The following is a 26,024-nucleotide window of genomic DNA, read 5'->3' as shown; positions in this document are numbered from 1 at the left end:
AAAGAGTTGCAAAAGCAAAAGGAGACTCGACTTTAACGCGACTTTTCTGCTTCCTATTAAAAACCATGAGCAAAATATTTTCCATAATTAAATTAATAACTTAGCATTTTTTGGAAAAACAAAGCGAGACCTCATAAATTTACATAGTAGGAAGCAATATTGGCATTATATAAAAACATGCATTATACCTGCGCATATATACAGTGTTAATTTCAGGGAAAAATATAATGTCAAAGTCACCTTTTATAGAATCCATACGACTTATTTGGCGAACCAAAAGGTATAGCTTAAAAACTGAAAAGGCTTATCTTCACTGGATTCGACGATTTATTTATTTCAACGGAAAGCGTCATCCTGTTGTGCTTACATGGGCATCCATGATAATTGACTGTTTAACAACCTAGGGGATTCAATCGGCGAAGTTGATTTAGCCGTTAATGGTCACCGGTAGGCAAACTGATAGGCTAAAGCCTAAGCCAGAGGCGCTGTGGCGAGCGATGTCTTTTGAGCATCGCCCCTCAACAAAGCATCCCAACACCCTACGCTTGCAACTTAATGACTGGCTCAACCCATTTGCGATTTACGCCACTAATTAGTGCTTTAATCGCACTATGCATTATGTTGCTGTCTTGGGCCACTCCAAAGCTTGCGGCTTGCCCTGCGACCTTCATCTCGATATAACATACTGCAGCGACACCAGAGCCGCTGCCTATAGAGTGCTCATGGTAATCAACTACTTCTAATGTTTGATAAGTTAGACTTCGAATTGCTTCTACTGCTGCGTCTATCGGGCCGTTACCTGTGCCATGAACATGCTGTTTACAGCCTTGGTAATTAATTTCAATATCTATTCTTTGTTGACCATTATCTAAACTCGAAACGGTACTACTTACTAGTTCTATGGGCGCGCATTGTTGTAAATACTCTTGATTAAACAAGTCTACAATCGCCTCAGAGTCAGACTCTTTACCTGTTTTATCATTCATTTGTTGCACAATGCGCGAAAACTCTATTTGTAGTTTACGAGGCAATTGCAACCCAGCCGCTCTTTCTAATAAAAAGCTTACCCCGCCTTTGCCTGACTGACTATTTACCCTAACTACTTCATCGTAATTACGACCTAGATCAGTAGGATCTATAGGTAAATAAGGGACTTTCCACACTTCATCTTGCTGCTGTACCGCAAGACCTTTTTTAATGGCATCTTGATGTGAGCCAGAAAATGCTGTGAATACCAACTCACCCACATATGGGTGCCTAGGGTGCACAGGTAATTGATTACACTCTTCAACCAACTTACGAGTCTGATCAATATTTGAAAAGTCTAAATTAGGGTGAATACCTTGGGTGTACATGTTTAACGCCAATGTCACTAAATCTACATTACCGGTGCGCTCTCCGTTACCAAACAAACACCCTTCAACCCGGTCAGCGCCGGCCATAAGGGCAAGCTCTGCAGCAGCCACAGCGGTGCCCCTGTCATTATGGGGGTGCACACTAAGAATGATATGTTGGCGCTGTTTAAGATGGGTATGCATCCACTCAATTTGGTCTGCGTAGGTATTAGGAGTATTCATCTCTATTGTTGCAGGTAAATTGATAATAATTTTGTTGTCTGTGCTGGGCTCCCAAATTTTCACTACCGCATCACATACTTCTTTGGCAAAGCGTAACTCTGTGCTTGAGAATACCTCTGGCGAGTATTGATAGGTCCAGTTAACCTCAGGGGCAGTCGCCGTTAATTCTTTAACCCACTGGGTGCCTTGGGTTGCAATATTCTTCACACCGGCTTTATCGGTTTTATATACAATCTCTCGAAATGCTGGGGCTAATGGATTGTACATATGCAAAATAGCTTGCTTGGCGCCTCTTGAGCTTTCTACTGTTTTTTCAATTAAGTCATAACGTGCTTGTACCAATACCTCTATGGTCACATCGTCGGGTATGTGGTTACCTTCAATTAATAGACGTACAAAATTAAAATCAGTCTCTGATGCCGATGGAAACCCTACTTCAATTTCTTTAAAGCCCATTGCCACCAAAGCTTTAAAAAATCGCAACTTAGTTTCAATAGACATAGGGTCAATTAACGCTTGGTTACCATCACGCAGGTCTGTACTCATCCAAATTGGCGCTTTTTCTATACGCTTACTGGGCCACTGTCTAGTTTTTAAGTCAATACCGTAAAAAGGCTGATATTTTGTGTGTGGATTGTTGATAATAACTAAGGTCCGAATATCTATGAATGAGTCTGTCACTATCATATCGAACTCAACTGCGAATAAGATTGCGAAAAACACACAATAAAACATCAACAGCACAATAAAATTGCTATAAAATAAATATAATTAACATTAACTGCTTCACTAATGAATTTATATGAAATTTGATAAATACGATCGTTTGATCCTTGAAATAATTCAGCAACAGGGGCGCATTTCTAATCAAGAGTTAGCAGAAGCGATCAATTTGTCACCCTCGCCTTGCTTGAGACGGGTCAAACAGTTAGAAGAAGCCGGTTTTATAGACGGTTATGTGGCCTTGCTCGATGCGAAAAAATTGGGCTTGTCTTTGGTGTCATTCATGCAAGTGAGTATGGATAAACACACACCCGAGCGATTTAATCATTTTGAGGCTGAAATCGCCAAGTGCGTTGAGGTGTTAGAATGCCACTTAGTAACAGGACAAACCGCTGACTATCTGCTTAAGGTTATAATCAAAGATATGGATGGTTTTCAGCATTTTCTATTGAACAAACTTACCCCTATTGATGGCGTAAGTGGCGTGCAGTCATCTTTTGTTTTGAAATCGCCTATCAATACCCGAGCGTTACCCATTTTATAAATAAGTAGAGCTTAAATCTGTTAAGGCTAGAGAATTGCGGGGTTAATAACCCGCAATCCCCTCTTTTGTATCAGGTTTTATCACCATAAATAGCCACTGTGACTTTGCCGTTTGTATCGATACTTGCACGGTACATACCTTCAGAATTAAACGGCATGGCAACATTCCCTTTGCTGTCCATAATAATTACTCCACCCGAGCCTGCTTCTGGCGACAAAACTTGGTGGATCACTTCATCACCAGCTTCTTGAATGGTTTTACCTGCATATTTTACGCGACTACAAATATCAGCAGCCACATGGTTACGGATAAAATACTCGCCGTGCCCAGTGGCTGATACAGCACAACTTTCATTATCAGCCCACGTACCCGCGCCAATAATGGGTGAGTCGCCAATGCGGCCCCAACGTTTTGCCGTCATTCCACCTGTTGAGGTACCCGCAGCTAAATTACCATTTTTATCTAGAGCAACCGCGCCCACTGTGCCGAATTTATAATCCACCACTTCAGGGTCAATATTCATCGCGTGGTCATTTTTTAAAATGTTCTGCTTAACCTTTTCAAGGGCTTTTTGGCGGCGTTCGGTATCAAAAGTGTTATTAGTGGTCATCTCAAGGCCATTGGCCTGTGCAAAATCATCAGCTCCTGCGCCACTTAGCATCACGTGTACAGATTCATTCATCACCAACTGCGCGGCTGCAATGGGGCTTTTGGTTCGTTTAACCCCTGCAACAGCCCCTGCTTGTTTGTCTTGACCACGCATAATAGACGCATCTAATTCGTGCTCACCATCCCATGTAAATACCGCGCCAATGCCTGCGTTAAATAAGGGAGATGCCTCCATAACTTGTATAGCTTTAATCACCGCCTCTTCGCTGCTACCGCCACCGACTAACACGGCATACCCAGCCTTAACCGATTCAGATAATTTAGCTTTATACTCGGCTTCTCTTTCATCAGACAGATTAGCTTTGGTTATGGTCCCCGCCCCGCCGTGTATAGCAAATGCTATGGGAGAGTCTGTTTTAGAGAGTACGTTGAACGAAGATAAGGTGAATATAAATAGAAATAGATGTTTCATAAATGGGCCTTGTTGTTTTTTCGACAGCTAATCATCAGAGGGCTGTAGTTGTCAACAGAACTAGACCAAGTATCTAGCATACCGCCATGACCAGATGCCATAATTTATCTTTTTGCAGTGCTATAACCAGCCCATGAATAAAGTAAAATGCATGCCCACTAAAGCAAAGATACCAGCCAAAACATCATCTATCATAATGCCAAAGCCGCCATGAGCATTTTTATCTAAGTAGCTAATAGGCCAAGGTTTTAAAATGTCGAATATTCTAAACAATATAAAACCTAGTAACAGGGTTTGCCATGACAGAGGCACAGCTATCATGGTAATGAGCATGCCTGCGACTTCATCCCATACTATGGAAGAATCATCATGGACCTGCATATCATTGGCAGTAATACCACAAATCCAAATACCCACCACACTTGCAATAATAGTGACAGCAATATAAATCGGGAGTGGTGTGTAAAGTGCCAATGCTGCAACTAAAGGTAGCGCTGCAATAGTGCCAAATGTGCCAGGTGCTTTGGGCGCTAAACCACTGCCAAACCCAAAAGCCAAAAAGTGCACCGGGTTTAGCATGCTTACGCGCTGACGAATTTGTTTATCCAAAAGTACGCGCTCCTTAGCAGGCGGCTAGGTTTAGAAGTGTTCGTAACCTAAATTAGAGAATTCATAAGGTTGGTCATTTTGGCGTAACTCTAGCTTTTCGGGTATGCCAGTTAGCTGACCAATACAGCTTGCTTGAATATTTGCATTAGCGAGATTGGTCTCAAGTAAGCCTTTTTGTTCCTCACTTACTGTGAACAACAACTCATAATCATCACCCGCACTTAATGCAAATTTAATGGCTTCATCTGGATCTACTGAGGCAACCATAGCATCTGATAATGGCAGTTTATCAACATGGATAACAGCGCCGCATTGAGAAGCTTTGAGAATATGTTGAATATCAGATACCAGTCCATCAGATAGGTCGATACAACCGCTAGCGACACGTCTTAGGCTAGTACCGACTAGTAACCTTGGAGTGGGATAATCGAGTCGATTAACCAGAAAGTCATGATGTTCTTGGTTATCGATTTTACGCTTAAGCTGCGCCAGTTGCAGCCCTACGCCTGCGTCACCTATACTGCCAGTGACATAAACCGAATCACCAGGTTTGGCTTGGCTTCGTGTCAATGCTTGATCGTAAGGAACAAACCCCTGCGCTGTAATAGTAACAGCCAAAGGACCATGAACAGTATCACCACCAATTAATTGAACTGAATAATATTCAGCATGCTCTCTAATACCTCTAGAGAACTCTTCAAGCCAAACTTGATCAAGTTCTGGCAAACTTACAGACAAGCTTATCCATGCAGGTTCTGCCCCCATAGCTGCTAAGTCACTTAAATTAACTGCTATGGCTTTTTGAGCAATAGCATGCGCATTAGTTGAAGGCAAAAAATGCACACCACTTAGTAAAGTGTCAGTGGTAGTAACTAACGCTTGCCCTTCTGGAATATGGGTTACTGCGCCATCATCACCAATACCAATAATGACATCTTTACGTTGATAGCTTTGTTGCTTAAAAAAGTCTTCAATAACTTTAAATTCTTTCACAATCACACTACTTCTAGTTGAGCTGCGCTTGGTGACGACTCACGTTATTGCTGTTAAACAATCTTTTATGAGCGTTCGTCTTTACGCAGAGTCTTGATGGCTTTATCAAGCACACCATTAACAAATTTATGGCTATCTTCTGCACCAAATGATTTCGCAAGCTCTATAGCTTCGTTGATAACCACCTTAAAAGGGACATCAATTCTTGCAACTAGTTCATAGGTAGCGATTCGAAGGATCGCAAACTCTACCGGATCGAGCTCTTCAGGCAACCTGCCTAAATAGGGCTTCATTTTTTTATCCAGCTCAGCACAATCTTTAACCACATTACGCAACAACTCTAAAAAGTACTCAGTATCAACTTTTTGCATGTTATTGCTGGTCACTATGCTCAGCTCAATTTGTTCCACAGGATTCTTGGTCATTTGCCAAGAATAGATAGCTTGTAACGCTAATTCACGGGAGAGACGACGGGCTTGAGGTTTCACCTATTTGGCCTCTTCTATATTGGCTAAAACATTAACCATTTCTAGTGCACCAACAGCGGCTTCAGCGCCTTTATTGCCGGCTTTAGTACCTGAACGCTCAATCGCTTGTTCAATACTATCTGTAGTGATAACGCCAAAAGATACAGGAACACCATAATCTAAAGAAACTTGAGCAAGACCTTTATTACATTCGCCTGCAACAAATTCAAAATGCGGTGTACCACCACGGATCACCGCACCTAAGGCGATAATTGCGTCGTATTTGTTTTGTTCAGCAAGTTTTTTAGCTGCAATGGGTAATTCATAGGCACCAGGAACGCGAACTAGCGTTATATCTTGGTCGTTAACTTCACCTTGTCTCTCAAGTGCATCAAGTGCGCCATCCACTAAGCTTTCAACTACAAAACTGTTGAAGCGAGACACAACCAAAGCAAACTTTTTGCCTGTTGCACGCATGTTACCTTCAATAATGTTCATCTAAAAAACCTTACTAGAAAAATCGGCGCGCAGTTTAGCACACCTAACAAGGGAAATATTGAGATTTTTTGTACGATTTGAACTTATTACGGCTAAACCGATACATACTCAACAACTTCAAGACCATAACCCGATAAAGCGTGATACTTTTTAGGTTTACTGAGTAAACGCATCTTTTTAACACCTAGGCTTGCTAAGATTTGACTGCCCACACCGACTGTTCTAGATGAACCAGTCCAAGGCGCGGTAGTGGGTGTGTCACCTTTGTCTTGTGCTTGAAATTGTTTAACTTGATTTAGCAAATCTTCATCTTTACCTAAAAGTACTAATACCCCACCGTTTTCAGCAATAGTTTTAATCGCTTCTGGTAAGCTCATACTGCGCTCGATAGAACGTTGCGAGCCCAATAAATCACTAAAACTATTAATTAAATGCACCCGTACTAACGTTGCTGTATCACTCTTAATTTCACCTTTACACATAGCAAAGTGTACTTGATTATCGATGACATCTTTAAACGTCACCAAATCAAACTCGCCAAACTCTGTAGGCAATTTACATTCTGCAACTTGCTCTATGGTGGTTTCGTTTAAATTACGGTATTCGATAAGGTCGGCAATGGTGCCGATTTTTAAATCATGCTTTTTGGCAAACGTTTCTAAATCAGGACGCCTAGCCATGGTGCCGTCTTCATTTAATATTTCAACAATAACAGACGCAGGCTCACAACCCGCTAAACGTGCTAAGTCCACACCTGCTTCGGTATGTCCAGCACGATTTAACACTCCACCTTCTTTAGCAATAAGCGGGAATATATGCCCCGGCTGCACTATATCTTCAGCCACGGCCTCTTTAGCCACAGCAGCTAAAACAGTTTCGGCACGATCAGCTGCAGAAATACCCGTTGTCACGCCTTTAGCCGCTTCAATAGACACAGTAAAGTTAGTTGAAAACTGCGCTTCATTATTGTCTACCATTAACGGTAAATTAAGGGTTTTGCAGCGCTCGAGTGTCATAGGTAAACATACTAGCCCTCTAGCGTGGGTCACCATAAAGTTAATGGCTTCTGGCGTAACGTGCTGCGCAGCCATGATTAGATCGCCTTCGTTTTCTCTGTCTTCGTCATCCATCAATACAACCATTTTACCTTGACGGATATCTTCAATAATTTCTTTAGTACTGTTTAATGACATAATGTTAAATCTTCTTTCGTGGTATTGAGCCAAGCGCTCATCAACCTAACTTATTTCAAGTAACCGTTTTCTGCTAAAAACGCCATGCTAATATCTTTTTTGGGGGAGTCTGCACTCGAGTGGGCAGCTTTATCGCCAAGCATAAGACGCTCGATATAACGCGCTATGACGTCTACCTCTAAATTTACTTTGGTGCCAACTTGATACGAGCCAATTATGGTCTCTTGCAGACTATGGGGAATAAGTGTCAGTAAAAACTTAGCGCCATCGACTTGGTTGACAGTGAGACTGACACCATCAACAGTAATCGAACCTTTTTCAGCTAAATATTTAGCTAATTCATCTGGGGCTTGCACCCATATTTCTACGTAACGGCCTACTTGAGAAATCGATATCACTTCACCTAAACCATCTACGTGACCACTGACAATATGTCCACCGAAGCGACTATTTGCTTGCATGGCTTTTTCTAGGTTCACTTTGCTGCCTGCTTGATAGGTTGCAAAACCAGTGCGTTTTATGGTTTCGTGAGACACATCAGCACTAAAGCCATGGTTTGATAGCGCAACGACTGTTAAACACACACCATTATTAGCAATACTGTCTCCAAGCTTCACATCACTCATATCTAATTTTTGCGCTTTAATCGACAAACGAATGTCTTCACCATTTGGGGTTAAGTTTTCGATAACCCCCACATCTTCAATAATTCCAGTAAACATAAACTCTCAGTTACGCATTTTTGGATAACCGGTTACTCATTTACGAATAAAGTGTGCGGTCATCTTTAGGTCTTTACCCACTTGTCTGACATCAGTCCAAGACAAGCCATGTACTTCATTCATAGATTCTATGGGCAAAATATCAAACAAGTTTTGCCCACTGCCCCCTATAAGTTTGGGCGCTTGATATAAAATCAATTCATCTATCAAGTTATTTTGTAATAACGCCCCGGCTAATTTAGCTCCAGCCTCTACCCAGACATCATTGGTTTGCCTGTCACCTAACTCTTTCATCACGGCATCTAGGTCTAATTTATTGCCGTTAAAGGGAGCTTGCCATTGACTTACATGCTCAGCAAATAGATGGTCGCTATGTTTACCATTAACGAGTAACACATCACCTGCAACTTGCGAGCTAGATTGCTGCAATAAACGTAAGTTAGGTGGAAGTTGGTTTCTGCCATCTACAATCACCCTAAGCGGTTGTCGCAGGTTTTCTTCTGCTAAGACCTCAGGCGTAAGCCCTAATTCTTTATATCGTACGTTTAATGTTGGATTATCGGCCATTACTGTACCGGAACCACTTAAAATGGCACAACTATGGGCTCGGTGGCGCTGCACATCTTGACGAGCTTCTGGGCCAGTTATCCATTGACTTAAGCCATTATGCAATGCCGTTTTTCCATCTAAACTGGCAGCCAGTTTTACGGTGACTCTAGGTAAACCAGTAGACATCCGTTTTATAAAGCCTAAATTGAGTTGTACAGCGGCATCTTTTAATAAACCGTGTTGAACCACAACCCCTGCACGTTGCAGTATTTGCATTCCTCTGCCAGACACCAGTGGATTTGGATCTTGCATGGCCACTACCACTCGCGATATCCCTGCCTCGACTAAGGCTTTAGCACAAGGTGGCGTGCGTCCAAAATGGCTGCAAGGCTCTAAGGTGACATAAGCCGTCGCCCCTTTGGCCAAAAAACCTGCCTGCTTTAAAGCATGGACTTCTGCATGGGGTGTACCGGCTTTTTGATGCCAGCCTTGCCCTACTATCTTCCCTGCTGGGCTGCTAATAACGCACCCAACATTAGGATTAGGTGAAGTGGTATATTGACCACGTTTTGCCAACTGAATAGCTAACGCCATCATCTGATGGTCGATTAAGGAAAATTCAAACACTGTATTTAATACCTAAGAGTTAAAGGTAATAGAAGGAAGGTAAGGCTAGTCGCCAAGGCGGGCAATTTCTTCACCAAACTCTCGAATATCTTCAAAAGAGCGGTACACAGATGCAAATCTTACATAAGCCACTTTATCTAGCTCTTTCAAAGACGTCATAATTAAATTGCCTAAAAATTCACTACTGACTTCACGCTCGCCTGTGGCACGTAAAGATGACTTAAGCCGGCTAATGCACTGCTCAACCTCTTCAGTGCTGACGGGGCGCTTTTCTAGAGCTCGTTGTAAACCAGCTCGCAGTTTGTCTTCGTTGAAAGGTTCGCGAGAGCCATCACGTTTTACAATTCGTGGCATCACTAATTCTGCCATTTCAAAGGTGGTAAAGCGCTCTTTGCAAACTGTACATTCACGACGGCGTCTCACATGACTGCCATCCGACACTAGACGAGAATCGATGACTTTAGTTTCTTGAACAGAACAAAATGGGCAGTGCATGTGAATATCTATATCGGATAAATTAATTTAACTAAATTACCAAAATTTCTCTTCAAGTGATACAAAAGCCTGAAGAGGGTAGTCTTTATCAATTCATTTGAGCTAATTTGACCATGGTATTAACGGCATCCTTTAATCTATCTAGATCTTTTCCAGAAGGCACCGCTTTTTTAGCACAATCATTGACAGATATGGCGTGGTCAGTAAGCAAGTTCTCTTGCGGATAACGGCTTTGCAACTGATTTACAACTGTTGATTTATATGCATCAACCTGCTTTTGCATCAGCTTGGTTTTCTCTGCGTCACCGCCATTAAATTTCAATAGCCCAGGTGCAACAATTTCACGTTGAATATATTGATTATAAGCTTCAAGCCCTTGACGAACCGTTTTAACATCGGCTTTATCGTAATGCCCGGGGGCTTTCTTCAACTTGTTATCAACGAACTCAATCACTCCTTGGCATAGTTGCATATCATTAACTAAACCTACTGCCATTGATGATTGTGAAACCGTAACTAACAAACCAGCCATTATTAATTTTTTCAATTTTATCTTCCTTAAATACTAAAAGCCCTAGCCTAGTAGACCTAATCAGAAAAATACAATGAGTAATTCATCTATGCGTATGAAGTATCATAAGGAACACCTGTCACTATCAGTTAATAACCACCTAAGTGAAACTTAAACCCAACTTGGCACCTTATCTAGTGCTATCAGCTCATCTACACTTTGGGCCTCTCTAATTACAGCGACTTGATCACCTTGAACCATAATTTCTGCAATAATAGGTCTTGAATTGTAACTGTTAGACGCAACCGCACTATAAGCCCCCACTGAATTGATAACGATCACATCACCTTGTTCAACGACCTCCATAGTGCGGTCTAACGCAAAATAATCACCTGTTTCACAAACAGGCCCTACTACATCTGCACATTCAAACCTGTGGTTTTGTGTTGCCGCTGTAATTTTATGGTAGGCATCGTAAAGTGTCGGTCGGATGAAGTCGTTCATAGCGGCGTCTACAATCAGTAAAGTCTTATCTGATTGTTTTTTTTTATAAATAACTTGGCTCACTAAGACACCAGCATTAGCTGTGATGAAACGCCCGGGTTCGAACAGAATTCTGCAATTAAAATCTTCAGCATGGCGATTAACCACTGCAGCATATTGTGCCAATAATTCAGGCTCTGCGGTTTCGTCATCTTGATATTTCACTGCCAAGCCACCACCAAAATCAACATGCGTAATATTGATGTTTAGTGCTTTTAATTCACAATACAAAGCCTTGATTTTTTGTATCGCTAAATCAAAAGGAGTGACATCAGATATTTGACTGCCAATATGCATATTGATGCCCGTCACATTAATGTAATCAAGATTGTTAGCTTGTTGATACAGTGAAATTGCATGCTCGATATCCACACCAAACTTATCGCCCTTTTTACCCGTAGAGATTTTTTTATGGGTATTGGCATTCACATTAGGATTGATTCGAAACGAAATATTAGCAGTAATTTTTAAGCGTCGCGCTACATGAGAAAGGGCAAACAACTCTGGCTCTGACTCAATGTTGAAACATAAAATATGCTTTTTTAACGCAAACTCCATTTCTTGTTCAGTTTTAGCGACACCTGAAAATACAATTTTTTCAGCAGGAATATTAGCTGCTAAAGCCCGTTTAATCTCCCCCACAGAAACCACATCAGCTCCCGCCCCCTCTTTCGCCAACAAAGATAATACAGCTTGATTAGAATTCACTTTTACAGCAAAACACACCAAAGTATTTAGATGAGAAAAAGCGTCAGAAAACATCCTGTACTGGGCTTGTATCTTTGCTGAACTGTAGCAATAAAAAGGGGTGGGAAACTGCTCAGCCAAGGCTAAAACAGAGAGAGATTCAATATGTTGTACTGAATTTTTGTATTCTAAAAATGGCATATGTACACCTAATAATCAAAGCAATTAATGACTACAAGGTTAGAGAAGCTAGGCATGAAAAACCATTGGACAAATTCACATATTGCTAGTTAATATCGAACAATATGCTAAAAACAATTATCAAAATGCTACATTTCGATAGTAAATATGAAAACTGAGTGGCAATAATGAATTTGGATGAAAAAGACCAAGCGTTAATTACATTGTTAAAAGCGAACAGCCGAAGGCCTGTTATAGAGCTAGCTAAACAATTAGGCGTGTCCCGCAGTACCGTTCAAAACAGAATCGAAACTTTACAGCGTCGCGGTATCATTAAAAGCTTCACCATTGAATTTGATGCAGAGTACGAACGTAAATTATTAAAAGCACAGATGTTGGTCAATTTAACACCTGGGGTATCACGACACGTCATTAAACTATTACAACAGCGTCCACAAATAACCTCGATAATGTCAGTGAGTGGTGTATATGATTTAATTCTAGAGTTAACTGTAGAAGCCAGCTCTCAGCTAGATGAACTAGTAGATGATATACGTGAAACAAAAGGAGTTGAGAAAACCGTAACCTGCGTAGTGCTATCGAATTATTAAGTTATTGAATTAAAGGTGTAAACAGTGGTTAAACCTAATAACCACTGTTTACTTGTTTAGTAACTGATTAACTTAACCGTAAACAGGGAACTGTTCACATAAGGCCACTACTTCACCTTTTACTTTAGCGATGACGGCTTCGTCGTTAATATTGTCTAGTACTTCACAGATCCAGCTTGCCACTTGCTTGGCTTGCTCTTCTTTAAAACCACGGCGAGTAATGGCTGGTGAGCCAATGCGTAAACCACTGGTAACAAACGGTGAGCGTGGGTCGTTAGGCACTGAGTTTTTGTTTACCGTGATATTAGCGTTACCAAGGGCAGCGTCAGCATCTTTACCTGTGTATTCTTTACCGATTAGGTCTAACAAAAACAAGTGGTTATCAGTACCGCCAGATACTACTTTGTGACCACGTTCTTGGATAACCGCAACCATAGCTTTAGCGTTAGCTACTACTTGTTGTTGGTATACTTTAAATTCTGGTTGTAATGCTTCTTTAAAGGCAACCGCTTTAGCAGCAATCACGTGGCACAAAGGACCACCTTGACCACCAGGGAACACCGCACTATTTAGCTTTTTGTAGATAGCTTCATCACCACAAGAAGATAAAATCAAACCACCACGTGGGCCAGCTAGGGTTTTATGGGTAGTAGTGGTAACCACATGAGCATGAGCCATTGGGCTTGGGTACACACCCGCTGCGACTAAACCTGCTACATGAGCCATATCGACCAACAAGTAAGCGCCGACTTTGTCAGCGATTTCACGGAATTTCTGCCAATCAACAATACCTGAGTATGCTGAGAAGCCACCGATAATCATTTTAGGTTTGTGCTCAAGGGCTAATGCTTCAACTTGTGCCATGTCGATTTCGCCCGTTTCTGGGTGTAAACCGTATTGCACTGCGTTGTATGTTTTACCAGAAAAGCTCACTGATGCACCATGAGTTAAGTGGCCACCGTGGGCTAAGCTCATACCTAATACGGTATCGCCAGCGTCAAGTAATGCCATAAATACCGCTGAGTTAGCTTGCGAGCCAGCATGGGGCTGTACGTTAGCGTAGTCACAACCAAATAACTGTTTAGCGCGTTCTATGGCTAAGTCTTCTGCGATATCTACATATTCACAACCGCCGTAGTAACGCTTATGAGGATACCCCTCAGCATATTTGTTAGTAAGCTGTGATCCCTGCGCTTCAAGAACACGTGGGCTGCAATAGTTTTCAGAAGCGATCAATTCGATATGATGCTCCTGGCGTTGGTTTTCATCTTGAATTGCTTGGTACAATTCTGGGTCAAAATCAGCAATATTCATATCACGAGTTAGCATTACATTTCCTCAACATAAACGGGGGATTAATACGGTAAACAATTTGGCGCATAGTTTAGTGATTTTACACCATTTGTATAGTGGCTTTGTGGCATGAGAAACAACCAAAAGTTGTAACGATTTTTGCACACTGCACATTCACCCAGCTTGAATAATATTATCTGGGTATTTCACACCTAATTGACTTCGAATTTCATCCATCACTTGCAATACACTTATACTATCTTTATGAGACATAAGATCACTGCATAGCTTGCCTTGTTCGATACAATTCATCACTTCTTCTATCTCATATTCAAAGCCATTGGCAGCATGGGGGATCTCTATGGTTTGCACACATTTATCATGTTCATAGAAATAAGCCCTGTCAGCATCCCAAAAGTTATGGGGCAAAATAACATAACCTTGACTACCCACAATATGCATAGTGTTACTTGCATGGGCTGACATCGAACTCGTAAATTGCGCGTATTGGCCAGTGCTATAACTCAAGTTCACCAGTTCACATTCGTCTACACCTAAATCAGTCAACTTACCTTGGCTAGTAATTGAACTTGGGTGCTGTTCTAAAAAGAACTGACTTAATGTAATACTGTAAATGCCCAAATCTAATAAGGCGCCACCAGCAAGCTCTGGCCTTGCTAAGCGCAGCTTTGGCTCTGCTCGATTTTGAAATGCAAACCCAATATTGGATTGAATATATTGAATATCACCGATAGCGCCCTCTTGAATTAAAGATTTCACTTGGCTGAGCACTGGCATGAAACGGCTCCACACGCCTTCTTGTAATAACACATTATTTGCCTCGGCTAACTCGACTAAATACTGCATTTGTTCGGCACTAACCGTACAAGGTTTTTCAACCAAAACGTGTTTACCTGCTTCTAGACATAACTTGGCTTGTTCAAAATGAAAACTGTGGGGCGTGGCGATATAAATAATATCAACATTGGCGTCATTTAATAACGCTTTATAATCTGAATAAACCGCGGATATCTGGTACTTGTCAGCAAATACCCTAGCTCGTTCAAGGCTTCTACTTGCTACGGCAGTAATCTTGCCTCTACCTGAAAGCTTCATTGCCTCAGCGAAAGTATTCGCTATTGAACCTGGGCCTAAAACGCCCCAATTGTAAGTTTGCATGATGTACCTGTAATGACTCAATCGGTCACAAAATATTACGGGACTTAGAATTAAAGCGCACGATTTATTCACTATCCCTTTTACCCTAGCCCCTTGGTGAATTACAATATTGCTCATACATAGCAACAAAAGTAACTTAATATTATGGCGCAGTACGTATACAGCATGTTACGGGTAGGAAAAGTCGTTCCCCCCAACAAACATATCTTAAAAAATATTTCTCTTAGTTTTTTCCCCGGAGCCAAGATTGGCGTATTAGGTTTGAACGGTTCTGGTAAATCGACCCTACTTAAAATTATGGCAGGCCTTGATAAAGACATTGAAGGTGAAGCAATTCCTCAAGCGGGTCTTAAAATTGGTTATCTACCCCAAGAGCCACAACTTGACGAAACTAAAGATGTGCGTGGCAATATAGAAGAAGCCGTACAAGATGTCGTCCATGCTTTAAAACGTATTGAAGAAGTGTACGCAGAATATGCCGAAGAAGGTGCCGATTTTGATGCCCTTGCTAAAGAACAAGGTGAACTTGAAGCCATTATTCAATCAAAAGACGGACATAACTTAGATAATGCCCTAGAACGCGCCGCCGATGCATTGCGCCTTCCGCCATGGGATGCAGACGTAAGTAAACTATCTGGTGGTGAACGTCGCCGTGTCGCCCTGTGCAAATTGCTTCTCGAAAAACCAGAAATGTTATTACTCGACGAACCTACCAACCACTTGGATGCCGAATCTGTTGCCTGGTTAGAACGCTTTTTACATGACTACGAAGGTACTGTGGTTGCCATTACCCATGATAGATACTTCTTAGACAATGTTGCGGGTTGGATTTTAGAGCTAGACCGTGGCCAAGGAATTCCTTGGGAAGGTAACTACTCTTCATGGCTTGAACAAAAAGACGCCCGTTTAGAGCAAGAAGAAAAAACTGAAAGTGCTCGTCAAAAATCCATTAAAACCGAATTAGAATGGGTACGGTCAAACGCCAAAGGTCGCCAATCAAAAAGTAAAGCCCGTATGGCTCGCTTCGAAGAGTTGAACACTGGCGATTACCAAAAACGTAACGAAACCAGTGAGTTGTTTATTCCACCGGGAGAGCGTTTAGGTGAAAAAGTATTTGAAGTCTCTGGATTACAAAAATCTTATGGTGACAGGTTACTCATTGACGATTTAAATTTCAAAATGCCTAAAGGGGCCATAGTCGGTATCATTGGTCCAAACGGCGCGGGTAAATCAACCCTATTTAGAATGCTAACAGGCCAAGAGCAAGCTGACGCGGGTACCATAGATATTGGTGACACAGTGCAACTAGCCAGTGTTGATCAATTCCGAGATCATATGGATGGTAACAATACCGTTTATAAAGAAATATCTGATGATTCAGACATAATCCGCATAGGTAACTTTGAGTTAAACAGCCGCGCTTATTGTGGCCGTTTTAACTTTAAGGGCTCAGATCAACAAAAGTTTATTAAAGACTTGTCTGGAGGTGAACGAAACCGTGTGCATTTGGCTAAGTTATTAAAAGCCGGTGGTAACGTATTGTTGCTGGATGAGCCCACCAATGACTTGGATGTTGAAACTTTGCGAGCCTTAGAAAACGCCCTTTTGGAGTTCCCTGGTTGTGCCATGGTGATATCACATGATAGATGGTTCTTAGATAGAATAGCCACTCACATTATGGATTATCGTGACGAAGGTAAAATCAACTTCTTTGATGGTAACTACACAGAATATGCCGCTTGGCTTAAAGCGACCTATGGCACTGATGTAGTAGAGCCACATCGATTAAAATACAAAAAAATCAGTAAGTAATTTTAACGCTTACATTGAATGATTCCGCAGGCTTAGGCCTGCGTTTTTATATGCACACTGTAAATATTAAATTCTAGCTGTATGATATTTAGCGTGATGACATAAATGTAAAAAATCAAACCGACACCGTTTCAAAAGAAGTAAGGCTTAATGCAAAAACCAACCAAAGAAAATTTTATGGGGTTAAGTCCCATTATTCTATTTATGCTGCTTATTATTGGCAGTGGGATAATGACACAAAATTTTTCTAGTATGCCAATTTTAGTGGCATTTATGATTTGTGCTGGATATTCATTATTTCTTAATAGCAAAGTAGCCCCACTATCTCTCACTGAAAAGGTCGATATATTCTGCAAAGGAGGCGGCGATAAGACCATAATTTTGTTAGCAATTATCTTCTTACTAGCCGGAGCTTTTTATGCCGTCACCATAGATATAGGAGCCCGAGATGCGACTGTAAACTGGGCGCTAAATTACGTGCCTACTGCCTATTTATTGCCTGGTCTATTTGTTATTTCATGTTTTATTGCCTTTGCCATGGGCACCTCTATGGGTACCATCACAGCCATTACGCCTATAGGAATTGGACTGGCAGAGAGCCTTAGTTTGCCCATTCCATTAACTGTCAGCATAGTGGTGGGCGGCGCTATGTTTGGTGACAATTTATCATTTATTTCCGATACCACAATCGCCGCTACTCGGACACAAGGAGTGCAACTTAAAGATAAATTCAAAGCTAATTTGATCATTGTATTGCCTGCAGCTTTTGTAACGGCTGTATGCCTATTAATGGTAGATATTGACGGCAGCTCAGTGGTGACCAGCAACGACTACGACATGTGGTTGATACTGCCCTACTTACTCATAATTTGTTGCGCTCTGTTTGGAATGAACGTGTTAGGTGTTTTAGGTGTAGGTATTGTCAGTGCTTGTGTAATCGGCTTAACAAAGGGCTTATTCACTTTTACCTCTATGGTGCTAAGTATTCAAAAAGGCCTAGAGTGGATGCAAAACATGGCGGTTATTGCATTATTGATTGGCGGTGTGGTTGCACTAATGAAAGCCTATGGGGGTATTCAATGGCTAGTCACTAACACGACTAAAGGTATATCTACTAAAAAAGGAGCCGAATTTGGAGTAGCCACCTTAGTGAGTACCCTCGATATCGCAACGGCTAACAACACAATAGCCATAGTATCAACTGGCCCCATAGTGCAGGACTTAGCAAAAAAATTCTCTTTAGATCCTAGACGAACCGCAAGCCTTTTAGATATTTTTTCATGTGGGTTTCAAGGTTTAATCCCCTATGGAGGTCAACTTCTAGCAGCAGCCAGTCTTGCGGGCGTATCCCCTTTAACACTCACCTATTATGGTTGGTACCCCATGTTAATTTTAGTATTTGGCTGCCTTGCAATTGCAACGGGTTTACCTAAATTCAAAAACAAAGTTGAATCTGACTTTTCTAATATTGAACATTTAGACTTAGAGTAAAGGCTTAGATTTTACTCTAGGTATGTTATGCCGTTTGTTTATACTCAACAAACACAAAAACTGGTCGTATTTCAAACAAAAAAACCTTCCTCTAACAAATCTACCCAACCATTACTTTCCCAAAAACAATGCATGTTAGTGCCATAACTGTGCGTTCTTTTTAAGCAACTAGGCTTCCTAATCTATGTAAACCAGCTGGTCAGGTTTTATTGTATGCTGGCATAACTATTGCTCTGTGAGGTCAATTGTTGCACAAGTCATCATTAAGAATGATACCCAACAAGACAACCACATTATAAAAACTACTACCAGCCCATATGACAACTTTAAAGTTGCATGGATACGGAGAGACACCTTGAGAACGCACAAACTTAATAAACTATCCCTTGCGATAGCAGCCATTACTGCTGCTTCACTTGCCTTATCACTTAACGCACAAGAAATTGAAAAAATATCCGTCGTCGGTGTCAAAGATGAAAACATGATCATGCCCCCAGAATCTAGCAGCACCTATGGCTTTGATATGTCTTTAGTAGAAACACCACGCTCGGTAACAGAAGTAAGTTCTGATTTGATTGAAGCTTATGGATTACGCAGCGTTGATGATTTAGTAAGAATGACACCGGGAGCTTTCACCAGTTCTTTCTTCGGGATCCAAGGGGCTATGGATATTCGTGGAGAATCTGCAGATAACTACTTCAGGGGTTTTCGTAGGATAGCCAACCCTGGAGCCTTTAAAACTAACATTCGTGGCGCGAAACAATTAGAAGTTATGCGTGGGCCAGTTAGCCCATTATATGGAACAGGAAGTGTTGGAGGACAGCTTAATTACTCACCTAAATCTGCAAAATCAGACGCCACGAAATATATAGAAGAGGTTACCGGTAAAGTTGATTTAACACTTGGTACCTACTCTCAAAAAATATTAGCAGCCGAAGCAGGAACTCCATTCAAATTAGGTGATAAGCAAGGTGGTATTTATGTATTTGCTGAAGCCGAAAATTCTGGGTCGTTTTACAATAATTACGAGCCCACCAATGAGATGTTACAAGTTGCAATCGATCTTGATATCACTGACAGCACCACTATGGAATTTGGTTTTCAAGCACAGACATCTGATAGTATCCAAGTACCAGGCTGGAACCGTGTTACCCAAGACTTAATCGATAACGGAACTTATATTACCGGTGCTGCGCCTATAAGAAATAGCGATAACACTATTGGTGCCGATCGCTTATTACCTCAAGAGTCTGGATTTATTAGCTCAGCCGCCCCTTATTTTATTAACTCTTCATTCTCAAGTGTGGGCTCTTTCTGTAGCCCAGGTGATGCTGATACCAGTAATTTTGTTTATAACGATATGCTGTTAGCTTGCCCCGGGGCTCCCGGCTTTATTGATGGTTACGCATTAACCGATCCGGGCACCACCAAAATTGACCATAAAACTACGTTTATTGATGATATCGATTTTGCCGATTCAACTGCATTTACTGCTTATTTAGATTTTACCACTTACATAGATGACATGGTTTGGAAGAACCAGTTTTATTATGATTATATGGACCATACCAAGTATCAAAGTTGGGGTTTTACTGCTGATTATCCAGGAGCAACAGCCGCTGAATTCCGTTCAAGCTTAATGTTTGATACTCAAGGTGAAAACGTATTAATTCAACATATAGCAGGTGTTAGTTTAAGACACGAAGACTTAGACTTAAATCACGCATTTTATGATGAAACCTTTGATTTTAGGGATATCAGTGTTGGGCCAACAGCCAACGATAGAATTGACTGGGCAGTTACAGACCCATACGAAGATGCCACTATTTTGTATGATGAAGACGGTAACCCCACAGGAATTGACGGCACAGTGCGCCGTAACTATAACGAAGAACAAGTTTCTATCGTCACTAACTTAGGGATTTTTTACCTAGCGGATATTAGCTTCGAAAAGCTATCTGTATTAGTAGGTGCCCGATATGATTATTACGATGTTGAAGCAGAAGAAGAAGCAGTGTCGTTGCTAGGTATACCTTTTGGGGATGGCGTGCATACCGATACTGAGTCTGCTTTAAGCTATAACCTAAGCTTATCTTATGCGACCGAATCAGGATTTGTACCTTATGCAACCTATGCCAAAGCTAATTCATTAACCACAAACCAGCTAGGGGGGATTATCGCTAGCAGTGTTGACGGAGGTGATTACCTTGCTGACTCTGACTTAATTGAACTTGGGCTTAAATATAGCAACGAAGAAGATACTATTTATGCGGCTTTATCAGTCTATGACCAAGAAAAAACTGATCGTATAGGCCAGACACAAGCATTAGTAGCAGTTTCAAGTACTGGGATAGAATTTGAAGCTCGTGCGCTATTAAACGAAAACTTCTCTGTGACAGCAACAGCCACTCATATAGAAACAACAGAAGTTAGTGATAATGCTTTAGCCATTATCAATGGTGCTGACTTTGCTATACAAAATGGATTGGAACCCTATCAAGTCTATGGCGGTCGCATTGGCGGTAACCGTTCTACATTTGTAGGTACTGGAGTGGAACTAGACCGCGGTGGTCTACCAGATAATACTATTAGTATGTACCTAAACTACGTACAGCCTATAGGTGATGGAAAAATCACTGCTAGTACTGGTTTTGGCTGGGCAGATGAAACCTATACCGACGTGCTAGAAACTATTCTTTTACCTAGTTACATGGTGTGGACTGCGTCAATGGGTTATGTCACAGACAGTTATGAAGTTTTATTCTCAATCAATAATTTATTTGATGAAGAATATTATACATCAGCAGACTTATTTGACTCAGTCGTTGTCAAGCCATCTGAAGGTAGAACCGGCTCTGTGATGTTCAGTTATAAGTTCTAATTGCAAATAGGGTTTGTTTGCACCCTACTGAAATAATAAGTTCAAGTTAAATGCCTAGCTGTAAGAAGCTGGGCATTTTTTGTTTCTATGGTAAAAAGCAAATTCATAATATTACTGAAGGTCTTCTCTAACTGAAAATTTGTGCTAAATTAACTGTAATATCATAAGGTAAGGTACAAATGAAAAAGAGCGAAGACAGCCAGACAATTACCACTCTTCAAGAATTGCACCGAATTACATCAAATAGCACCCTAGATGTAGATAGTAAAATTCAGCAGTTATTAGCGTTAGGCTGTGAAACTTTTTCATTACCATTAGGCATAGTTAGTCATATTTCTGATGAAACTTACATCGTAAAATACGCTTGTACACCGAACAATGAAGTAGTGCCTGGTGATAGTTTTGAGCTAGGAGTCACTTACTGTATCCACACCTTAAACAATAAAGCGCCGCTGTCATTCTCTCATGCTGGTGAAAGCAAGATTAAAACCCACCCCTGTTACAGCGCATTTGGTTTAGAAAGCTATATAGGTACGCCTTTAATCGTTAATGGCAAACCCTATGGAACCATCAACTTTTCTGGACCAGAGATAAGAAGTAGAGGCTTTAATAGTGATGATCTTGAATTAATTTTACTTTTCTCACAATGGGTTAGCAATGAACTCACACGAGTTGATTTTGAAAAGCATCTAGCTCGGCAACAAAATATGCTCGAAATGATGAGTGAGCAAGCCAATGTTGGGGCATGGGAGGTTGATCTTGAAAACAACAGTCTTTATTGGTCTGAGATGACCCGAAAAATCCATCAAGTATCAGCAGACTTTGAACCCACAGTAGAAAACGCCATTTTGTTTTACAAAGAAGGGGAACATCGAGAGAATATCACCGCTTTAGTGCAAAAAAGTATTGAAAATGGCGAGCCTTGGGATGAAGAGTTACAGATCCTCACCGCAAAAAATAACATTACTTGGGTGAGAGCAAAAGGTGAGCCGGTTATAGAAAATAATAAATGTGTTGGCTTACTAGGTTCATTTCAAAATATTGATGATCAAATCAGTAGTCGCAATGCATTAATCAAAGCTAAAGAAACCGCAGAAGAAGCAGCTAGAACTAAAAGCCAGTTTTTAGCCAATATGAGCCATGAAATACGCACCCCAATGAACGGTATACTAGGCATGCTTCAATGGCTAGAACGTAGCGGTCTTAACGCCCAGCAGTTATCTAATGTGAAAATAGCGCAATCTAGCGCAGAATACCTTCTCGTTATTCTGAATGACATTTTAGATTTATCTAAAATAGATGCCGAAAAACTCACAATTGAATATGAAAATTTTTCTGTCTCTAGCTTTTTAAACGAATTTGTTGAAATGATGCAACCCGCATTTCATGACAAAAATGTAGATATCGTACTAACCTCGCCTCCCTTGTCAGATGATTTAGTAAGTGGTGATCCTCTAAGAATTAGGCAGATTCTGCACAACTTAGTAGGTAACGCCCTTAAATTCACAGAAAAAGGACAAGTAGCTATCAAGTGGAAGCTTGAAGAAAACAACTCAGAAAAATTATTTCATTGCCAAGTAACAGACACAGGCATTGGTATTAGTGAACAAGCACAACAAGATATATTTCAGCCCTTCACTCAAGCCGACTCGAGTACCACCAGACATTACGGAGGCACAGGGCTAGGCCTATCGATTGTCTATCGGCTATGTCAATTAATGGGGGGAGTTATCAATGTTAGAAGTAAAACCGGACAGGGCAGTACGTTTAGTTTCCAGATCCCTCTAGGTCGTCCTCAAGTTAAAACATTAGAGACTAAAACGAGTCTAGAAGAGCATCTGAGTCAGGTACCAAAAAAACCTGTAAAGGCTATTCAGAAAACGGCTAGAGTGCTAGTCGTCGAAGATAACGAAATTAATCAAGTGGTTGTCATAGAACTTCTAAAACAAATGGAATTAAAAGCCGTGGCCTGTGGCAACGGATTAGAAGCGATTAACGCTTTAAGTTCAGCTTCATTTGACATCGTCATCATGGATTGTCAAATGCCAGTAATGGATGGATTTGAAGCCACCCAAAAAATTCGAGCCGGTGAAGCCGGTGAAAAAGTTAAAAACATCCCTATTATTGCCCTCACAGCTAATGCCATGAAAGGTGATAAAGAAAAATGTTTAAGCGTAGGTATGACCGATTATGTCAGTAAACCATTAGATTTCGACAAGCTTGCCGAGACTCTAGAAAAGTATATTGCCCGCCAAAAAGATATTGGAGTCTAAAATCATTGTAAATTGCCTGACTTTTACTCCAACACTTTAAAATTGGCTTATTATTATCGAATAATGCCCATCAAGCCAGTAACACCTAAGTCATCTGTCAATTAATATGTAGTAACACTACATATTAATTCAGATACTAGGAACTCAAAATGCGACCACAAGATTTAATTGAAGCAGTGAATACTTACTTTGATGCTCTTTACTATTGCGACACAAATTTATTAGATAAGGTGTTTCACCCTAGTTCGAGCCTATTTGATGTAGACGAAGGTAAGCTACTCGTCGACCCAATCGCTAGCTTTAGACAAGATGTTGCCACTCGCCCTTCACCTGCAAGTGTCGAGCAAGTAAGAGAACAAGAAATCATCATGATTGATTGGTTATCTAAAGATTGCGCTACAGTTAAAGTGCGTTTGCGAGCTCACAAAAACATATTTGTAGACCACTTAAGTTTTGTAAAAGACGCTGACGGTTGGTGTATTGTGTCTAAGGTGTGGCATTTAGAACGCACAGTCTAGGCACCGCATCACTCTTTATATTTAAAATATGTGGCATGAGGCTTTACAAAAACCTCATGCCACTCACTGACATGAAGGTGTGACATCCTAGAATTAAACTCAATTACTTAAGTGGTGGCATCAACTCCAAGGTCACGGTTTTAGCATCGACTCTATCGATAATTTTAATAATAGTGGTTTGCACAGTTTCGTCTTGACGAATGTCAGTGCTACTTTCAAAGGCTTCTAACATAGGCGTAGTATTTTCAGCTTCAATAAACCCTACCTCTACTTTTGTTGCAATTCCGTCATCATTTCCAAAGTATTGAATGGTAATAAGCGGATATCCATGAAAACCTCGCTTCACTCGTTTATTAATACGTTTTTGCGATTTATCTAAGTTCATCTTCTATCCTGAATATTGAGTCACCCCTAGATAGTAACTGACTATCTAAATAAAGCAGATATATAAAAACTACAAAAACAATATTCCTTCTAACTTCCCACAAACACTTAACGTATAATACTGTCAATTACGTACATTTAAGATATGCCCATGACAGTTGAAACTTTCACCCCAAACAAAACGACCACTTTAGAAACACCTGTAAAAGTGCTAGAGGCTGACTCTCCTATCAAACAAGCCAGCGGTACTAAAATTGGCTTTGTATCACTAGGCTGCCCAAAAAACCTAGTGGACTCAGAGCGTATTTTGACGCAATTACGTACCGAAGGTTATGACGTGGTGCCCACCTATAATGACTCTGATTTGGTCATAGTGAATACCTGCGGCTTTATTGATTCGGCAGTACAAGAGTCACTGGATACGATTGGTGAAGCTCTCAACGAAAACGGCAAAGTGATCGTGACGGGTTGTTTGGGTATAAAAGAAGATGAAATCCGTGAAGTGCATCCTAATGTGTTAGCAATAACCGGCCCTCACGCTTATGAAGAAGTAGTGAACCAAGTTCACGAACACTTACCTCAACCTCAGCACAACCCTTATCTAAACTTGGTGCCAGACATTGGGGTCAAGCTAACGCCAAGACACTATGCTTATTTAAAGATATCTGAAGGCTGTAACCACAGATGTACTTTTTGCATTATTCCATCAATGCGCGGTGATCTAGTTAGCCGACCAATTGGTAGTATTTTAGATGAAGCAAAACGCCTTAAAAATGCGGGTGTAAAAGAGCTTCTAGTGATTTCTCAAGATACCAGTGCATATGGCGTAGATGTAAAATATAAAACTGATTTTTGGGATGGCATGCCGGTAAAAACCGATATGAAAGCCTTATGCGAAAAACTCGGTGAAATGGGTATATGGGTACGCTTACACTATGTTTACCCTTATCCATCGGTTGATAAGGTCATGCCTCTTATGGCCGAAGGTAAAATTTTGCCTTATTTGGATATACCGTTTCAACATGCAAGTCCTAGGGTTTTAAAGTTAATGAAACGCCCAGCTGCGGCTGAAAAAACCATGGAGCGTATTAAAGCATGGCGCGAAAAGTGTCCAAATTTAGTGATACGTTCTACTTTTATTGTGGGCTTTCCGGGTGAAACCGAAGCAGACTTCCAAATGTTGCTAGACTTTCTAGACGAAGCACAATTAGACCGTGTAGGCTGCTTTAAATACTCAGATGTAGATGGCGCGAAAGCCAATGACTTACCAGATCCAGTAAGTGAAGAAATAAAACAGCAACGCTTCGAACGCTTTATGCAAAAACAAGCGCAAATAAGTACCGCCAAGTTAGAAGCAAAAATTGGCCTTGAATACCAAGTTATCATTGATGAAGTCACACCAGAAGGTGCAGTAGGAAGATGTTATGCCGACGCGCCAGAAATTGATGGTAATGTCCATTTAACCGATGAGTTTGACGTTAAGCCAGGTGATATTATCTGGGCACAAATAATCCATAATGATGAACATGATTTATGGGCGGTTAAAGTAACAGATGATGAGCCTGAATAACCTACAATAATTT

General features: G+C 40.9%; 24 protein-coding genes. 9 read left to right on the top strand and 15 right to left on the bottom strand.

Annotation, left to right across the window (positions count from 1 at the left end):
• Window positions 1–227: 227 nt before the first annotated feature.
• Window positions 228–404: a phage integrase N-terminal SAM-like domain-containing protein gene (locus ABJE44_RS04445; protein WP_348111113.1), complete on the top strand. Its 177-nt coding sequence runs from the start codon at window positions 228–230 to the stop codon at window positions 402–404.
• Window positions 405–539: 135 nt separating this feature from the next.
• Here the strand turns inward: ABJE44_RS04445 and leuA are convergent, their stop codons facing one another.
• Complete coding sequence (gene leuA, locus ABJE44_RS04440; protein ID WP_348111114.1) at window positions 540–2,264, bottom strand: 2-isopropylmalate synthase; 1,725 nt, start codon at window positions 2,262–2,264, stop codon at window positions 540–542.
• Between the two features lie 115 nt (window positions 2,265–2,379).
• Here leuA and ABJE44_RS04435 point away from each other — a divergent pair, with 115 nt between their 5' ends.
• Entirely contained in the window at window positions 2,380–2,844 is a 465-nt protein-coding gene (locus ABJE44_RS04435; RefSeq protein WP_348111115.1) for an Lrp/AsnC family transcriptional regulator, read from the top strand.
• 70 nt (window positions 2,845–2,914) lie between these two features.
• Here the strand turns inward: ABJE44_RS04435 and ABJE44_RS04430 are convergent, their stop codons facing one another.
• The 11 genes from ABJE44_RS04430 to lysA form a co-directional block, all read right to left on the bottom strand.
• The gene (locus ABJE44_RS04430; RefSeq protein ID WP_348111116.1) at window positions 2,915–3,925 is read right to left on the bottom strand and encodes an isoaspartyl peptidase/L-asparaginase; all 1,011 of its coding nucleotides are present in this window, start codon (window positions 3,923–3,925) and stop codon (window positions 2,915–2,917) included.
• A gap of 120 nt (window positions 3,926–4,045) precedes the next feature.
• The gene (locus tag ABJE44_RS04425; RefSeq protein WP_348111117.1) at window positions 4,046–4,534 is read right to left on the bottom strand and encodes a phosphatidylglycerophosphatase A; all 489 of its coding nucleotides are present in this window, start codon (window positions 4,532–4,534) and stop codon (window positions 4,046–4,048) included.
• Between the two features lie 30 nt (window positions 4,535–4,564).
• On the bottom strand, window positions 4,565–5,527 hold the full coding sequence (gene thiL, locus ABJE44_RS04420) for a thiamine-phosphate kinase (RefSeq protein ID WP_348111118.1): 963 nt from the start codon (window positions 5,525–5,527) through the stop codon (window positions 4,565–4,567).
• Between the two features lie 65 nt (window positions 5,528–5,592).
• Entirely contained in the window at window positions 5,593–6,015 is a 423-nt protein-coding gene (gene nusB, locus ABJE44_RS04415) for a transcription antitermination factor NusB (RefSeq protein WP_348111119.1), read from the bottom strand.
• Window positions 6,016–6,492 carry a 6,7-dimethyl-8-ribityllumazine synthase gene (gene ribE / locus ABJE44_RS04410; RefSeq protein WP_133468637.1) on the bottom strand — a complete coding sequence of 159 codons (477 nt, stop codon included), beginning with the start codon at window positions 6,490–6,492 and terminating at the stop codon, window positions 6,016–6,018.
• Between the two features lie 92 nt (window positions 6,493–6,584).
• Window positions 6,585–7,685: a bifunctional 3,4-dihydroxy-2-butanone-4-phosphate synthase/GTP cyclohydrolase II gene (ribBA, locus tag ABJE44_RS04405; protein WP_348111120.1), complete on the bottom strand. Its 1,101-nt coding sequence runs from the start codon at window positions 7,683–7,685 to the stop codon at window positions 6,585–6,587.
• A gap of 50 nt (window positions 7,686–7,735) precedes the next feature.
• The gene (locus tag ABJE44_RS04400; protein ID WP_348111121.1) at window positions 7,736–8,407 is read right to left on the bottom strand and encodes a riboflavin synthase; all 672 of its coding nucleotides are present in this window, start codon (window positions 8,405–8,407) and stop codon (window positions 7,736–7,738) included.
• Window positions 8,408–8,443: 36 nt separating this feature from the next.
• Window positions 8,444–9,583, bottom strand: coding sequence for a bifunctional diaminohydroxyphosphoribosylaminopyrimidine deaminase/5-amino-6-(5-phosphoribosylamino)uracil reductase RibD (ribD, locus tag ABJE44_RS04395; RefSeq protein WP_348111122.1), 1,140 nt, complete (start codon window positions 9,581–9,583; stop codon window positions 8,444–8,446).
• A 45-nt stretch (window positions 9,584–9,628) separates the two neighbouring features.
• Window positions 9,629–10,078 (bottom strand): transcriptional regulator NrdR, encoded by a 450-nt coding sequence (nrdR, locus tag ABJE44_RS04390; protein WP_348111123.1) that lies wholly within the window; start codon window positions 10,076–10,078, stop codon window positions 9,629–9,631.
• A gap of 88 nt (window positions 10,079–10,166) precedes the next feature.
• Window positions 10,167–10,625, bottom strand: a complete 459-nt coding sequence (locus ABJE44_RS04385; protein WP_348111124.1) for a hypothetical protein — start codon at window positions 10,623–10,625, stop codon at window positions 10,167–10,169.
• A 135-nt stretch (window positions 10,626–10,760) separates the two neighbouring features.
• A complete protein-coding gene (lysA, locus tag ABJE44_RS04380) occupies window positions 10,761–12,020 on the bottom strand; it encodes a diaminopimelate decarboxylase (RefSeq protein ID WP_348111125.1) in 1,260 nt (419 codons plus the stop codon).
• Between the two features lie 167 nt (window positions 12,021–12,187).
• Between lysA and ABJE44_RS04375 the strand changes: the two genes are divergently transcribed.
• Window positions 12,188–12,610: an Lrp/AsnC family transcriptional regulator gene (locus ABJE44_RS04375; RefSeq protein ID WP_348111126.1), complete on the top strand. Its 423-nt coding sequence runs from the start codon at window positions 12,188–12,190 to the stop codon at window positions 12,608–12,610.
• Window positions 12,611–12,682: 72 nt separating this feature from the next.
• On the opposite strand, the gene glyA is transcribed toward ABJE44_RS04375, so the two are convergent.
• Both glyA and ABJE44_RS04365 read right to left on the bottom strand, forming a co-directional pair.
• On the bottom strand, window positions 12,683–13,939 hold the full coding sequence (gene glyA / locus ABJE44_RS04370) for a serine hydroxymethyltransferase (protein WP_348111127.1): 1,257 nt from the start codon (window positions 13,937–13,939) through the stop codon (window positions 12,683–12,685).
• Between the two features lie 138 nt (window positions 13,940–14,077).
• Window positions 14,078–15,082, bottom strand: coding sequence for a Gfo/Idh/MocA family oxidoreductase (locus ABJE44_RS04365; protein WP_348111128.1), 1,005 nt, complete (start codon window positions 15,080–15,082; stop codon window positions 14,078–14,080).
• A gap of 144 nt (window positions 15,083–15,226) precedes the next feature.
• Between ABJE44_RS04365 and ettA the strand changes: the two genes are divergently transcribed.
• The 5 genes from ettA to ABJE44_RS04340 all read left to right on the top strand — a co-directional run bounded on the left by ettA (window position 15,227) and on the right by ABJE44_RS04340 (window position 24,057).
• On the top strand, window positions 15,227–16,894 hold the full coding sequence (gene ettA / locus ABJE44_RS04360; protein WP_348111129.1) for an energy-dependent translational throttle protein EttA: 1,668 nt from the start codon (window positions 15,227–15,229) through the stop codon (window positions 16,892–16,894).
• 150 nt (window positions 16,895–17,044) lie between these two features.
• Window positions 17,045–18,385 carry a Na+/H+ antiporter NhaC family protein gene (locus ABJE44_RS04355; RefSeq protein WP_348111130.1) on the top strand — a complete coding sequence of 447 codons (1,341 nt, stop codon included), beginning with the start codon at window positions 17,045–17,047 and terminating at the stop codon, window positions 18,383–18,385.
• Between the two features lie 355 nt (window positions 18,386–18,740).
• Window positions 18,741–21,266: a TonB-dependent receptor gene (locus ABJE44_RS04350; RefSeq protein ID WP_348111131.1), complete on the top strand. Its 2,526-nt coding sequence runs from the start codon at window positions 18,741–18,743 to the stop codon at window positions 21,264–21,266.
• Window positions 21,267–21,445: 179 nt separating this feature from the next.
• Window positions 21,446–23,539 (top strand): ATP-binding protein, encoded by a 2,094-nt coding sequence (locus ABJE44_RS04345; protein ID WP_348111132.1) that lies wholly within the window; start codon window positions 21,446–21,448, stop codon window positions 23,537–23,539.
• A gap of 149 nt (window positions 23,540–23,688) precedes the next feature.
• Entirely contained in the window at window positions 23,689–24,057 is a 369-nt protein-coding gene (locus ABJE44_RS04340; protein ID WP_133468624.1) for a nuclear transport factor 2 family protein, read from the top strand.
• Between the two features lie 103 nt (window positions 24,058–24,160).
• Here the strand turns inward: ABJE44_RS04340 and ABJE44_RS04335 are convergent, their stop codons facing one another.
• Window positions 24,161–24,442 (bottom strand): hypothetical protein, encoded by a 282-nt coding sequence (locus ABJE44_RS04335; protein WP_348111133.1) that lies wholly within the window; start codon window positions 24,440–24,442, stop codon window positions 24,161–24,163.
• Between the two features lie 150 nt (window positions 24,443–24,592).
• Between ABJE44_RS04335 and rimO the strand changes: the two genes are divergently transcribed.
• Complete coding sequence (gene rimO, locus ABJE44_RS04330; protein WP_348111134.1) at window positions 24,593–26,011, top strand: 30S ribosomal protein S12 methylthiotransferase RimO; 1,419 nt, start codon at window positions 24,593–24,595, stop codon at window positions 26,009–26,011.
• The last annotated feature ends 13 nt before the right edge of the window (window positions 26,012–26,024 follow it).

The organism is Paraglaciecola sp. (assembly GCF_039942875.1).
GTDB lineage: Bacteria > Pseudomonadota > Gammaproteobacteria > Enterobacterales > Alteromonadaceae > Paraglaciecola.
Note: the sequence above shows the minus strand (reverse complement) of the source record. Positions and strands in the feature narration are given on the sequence as shown.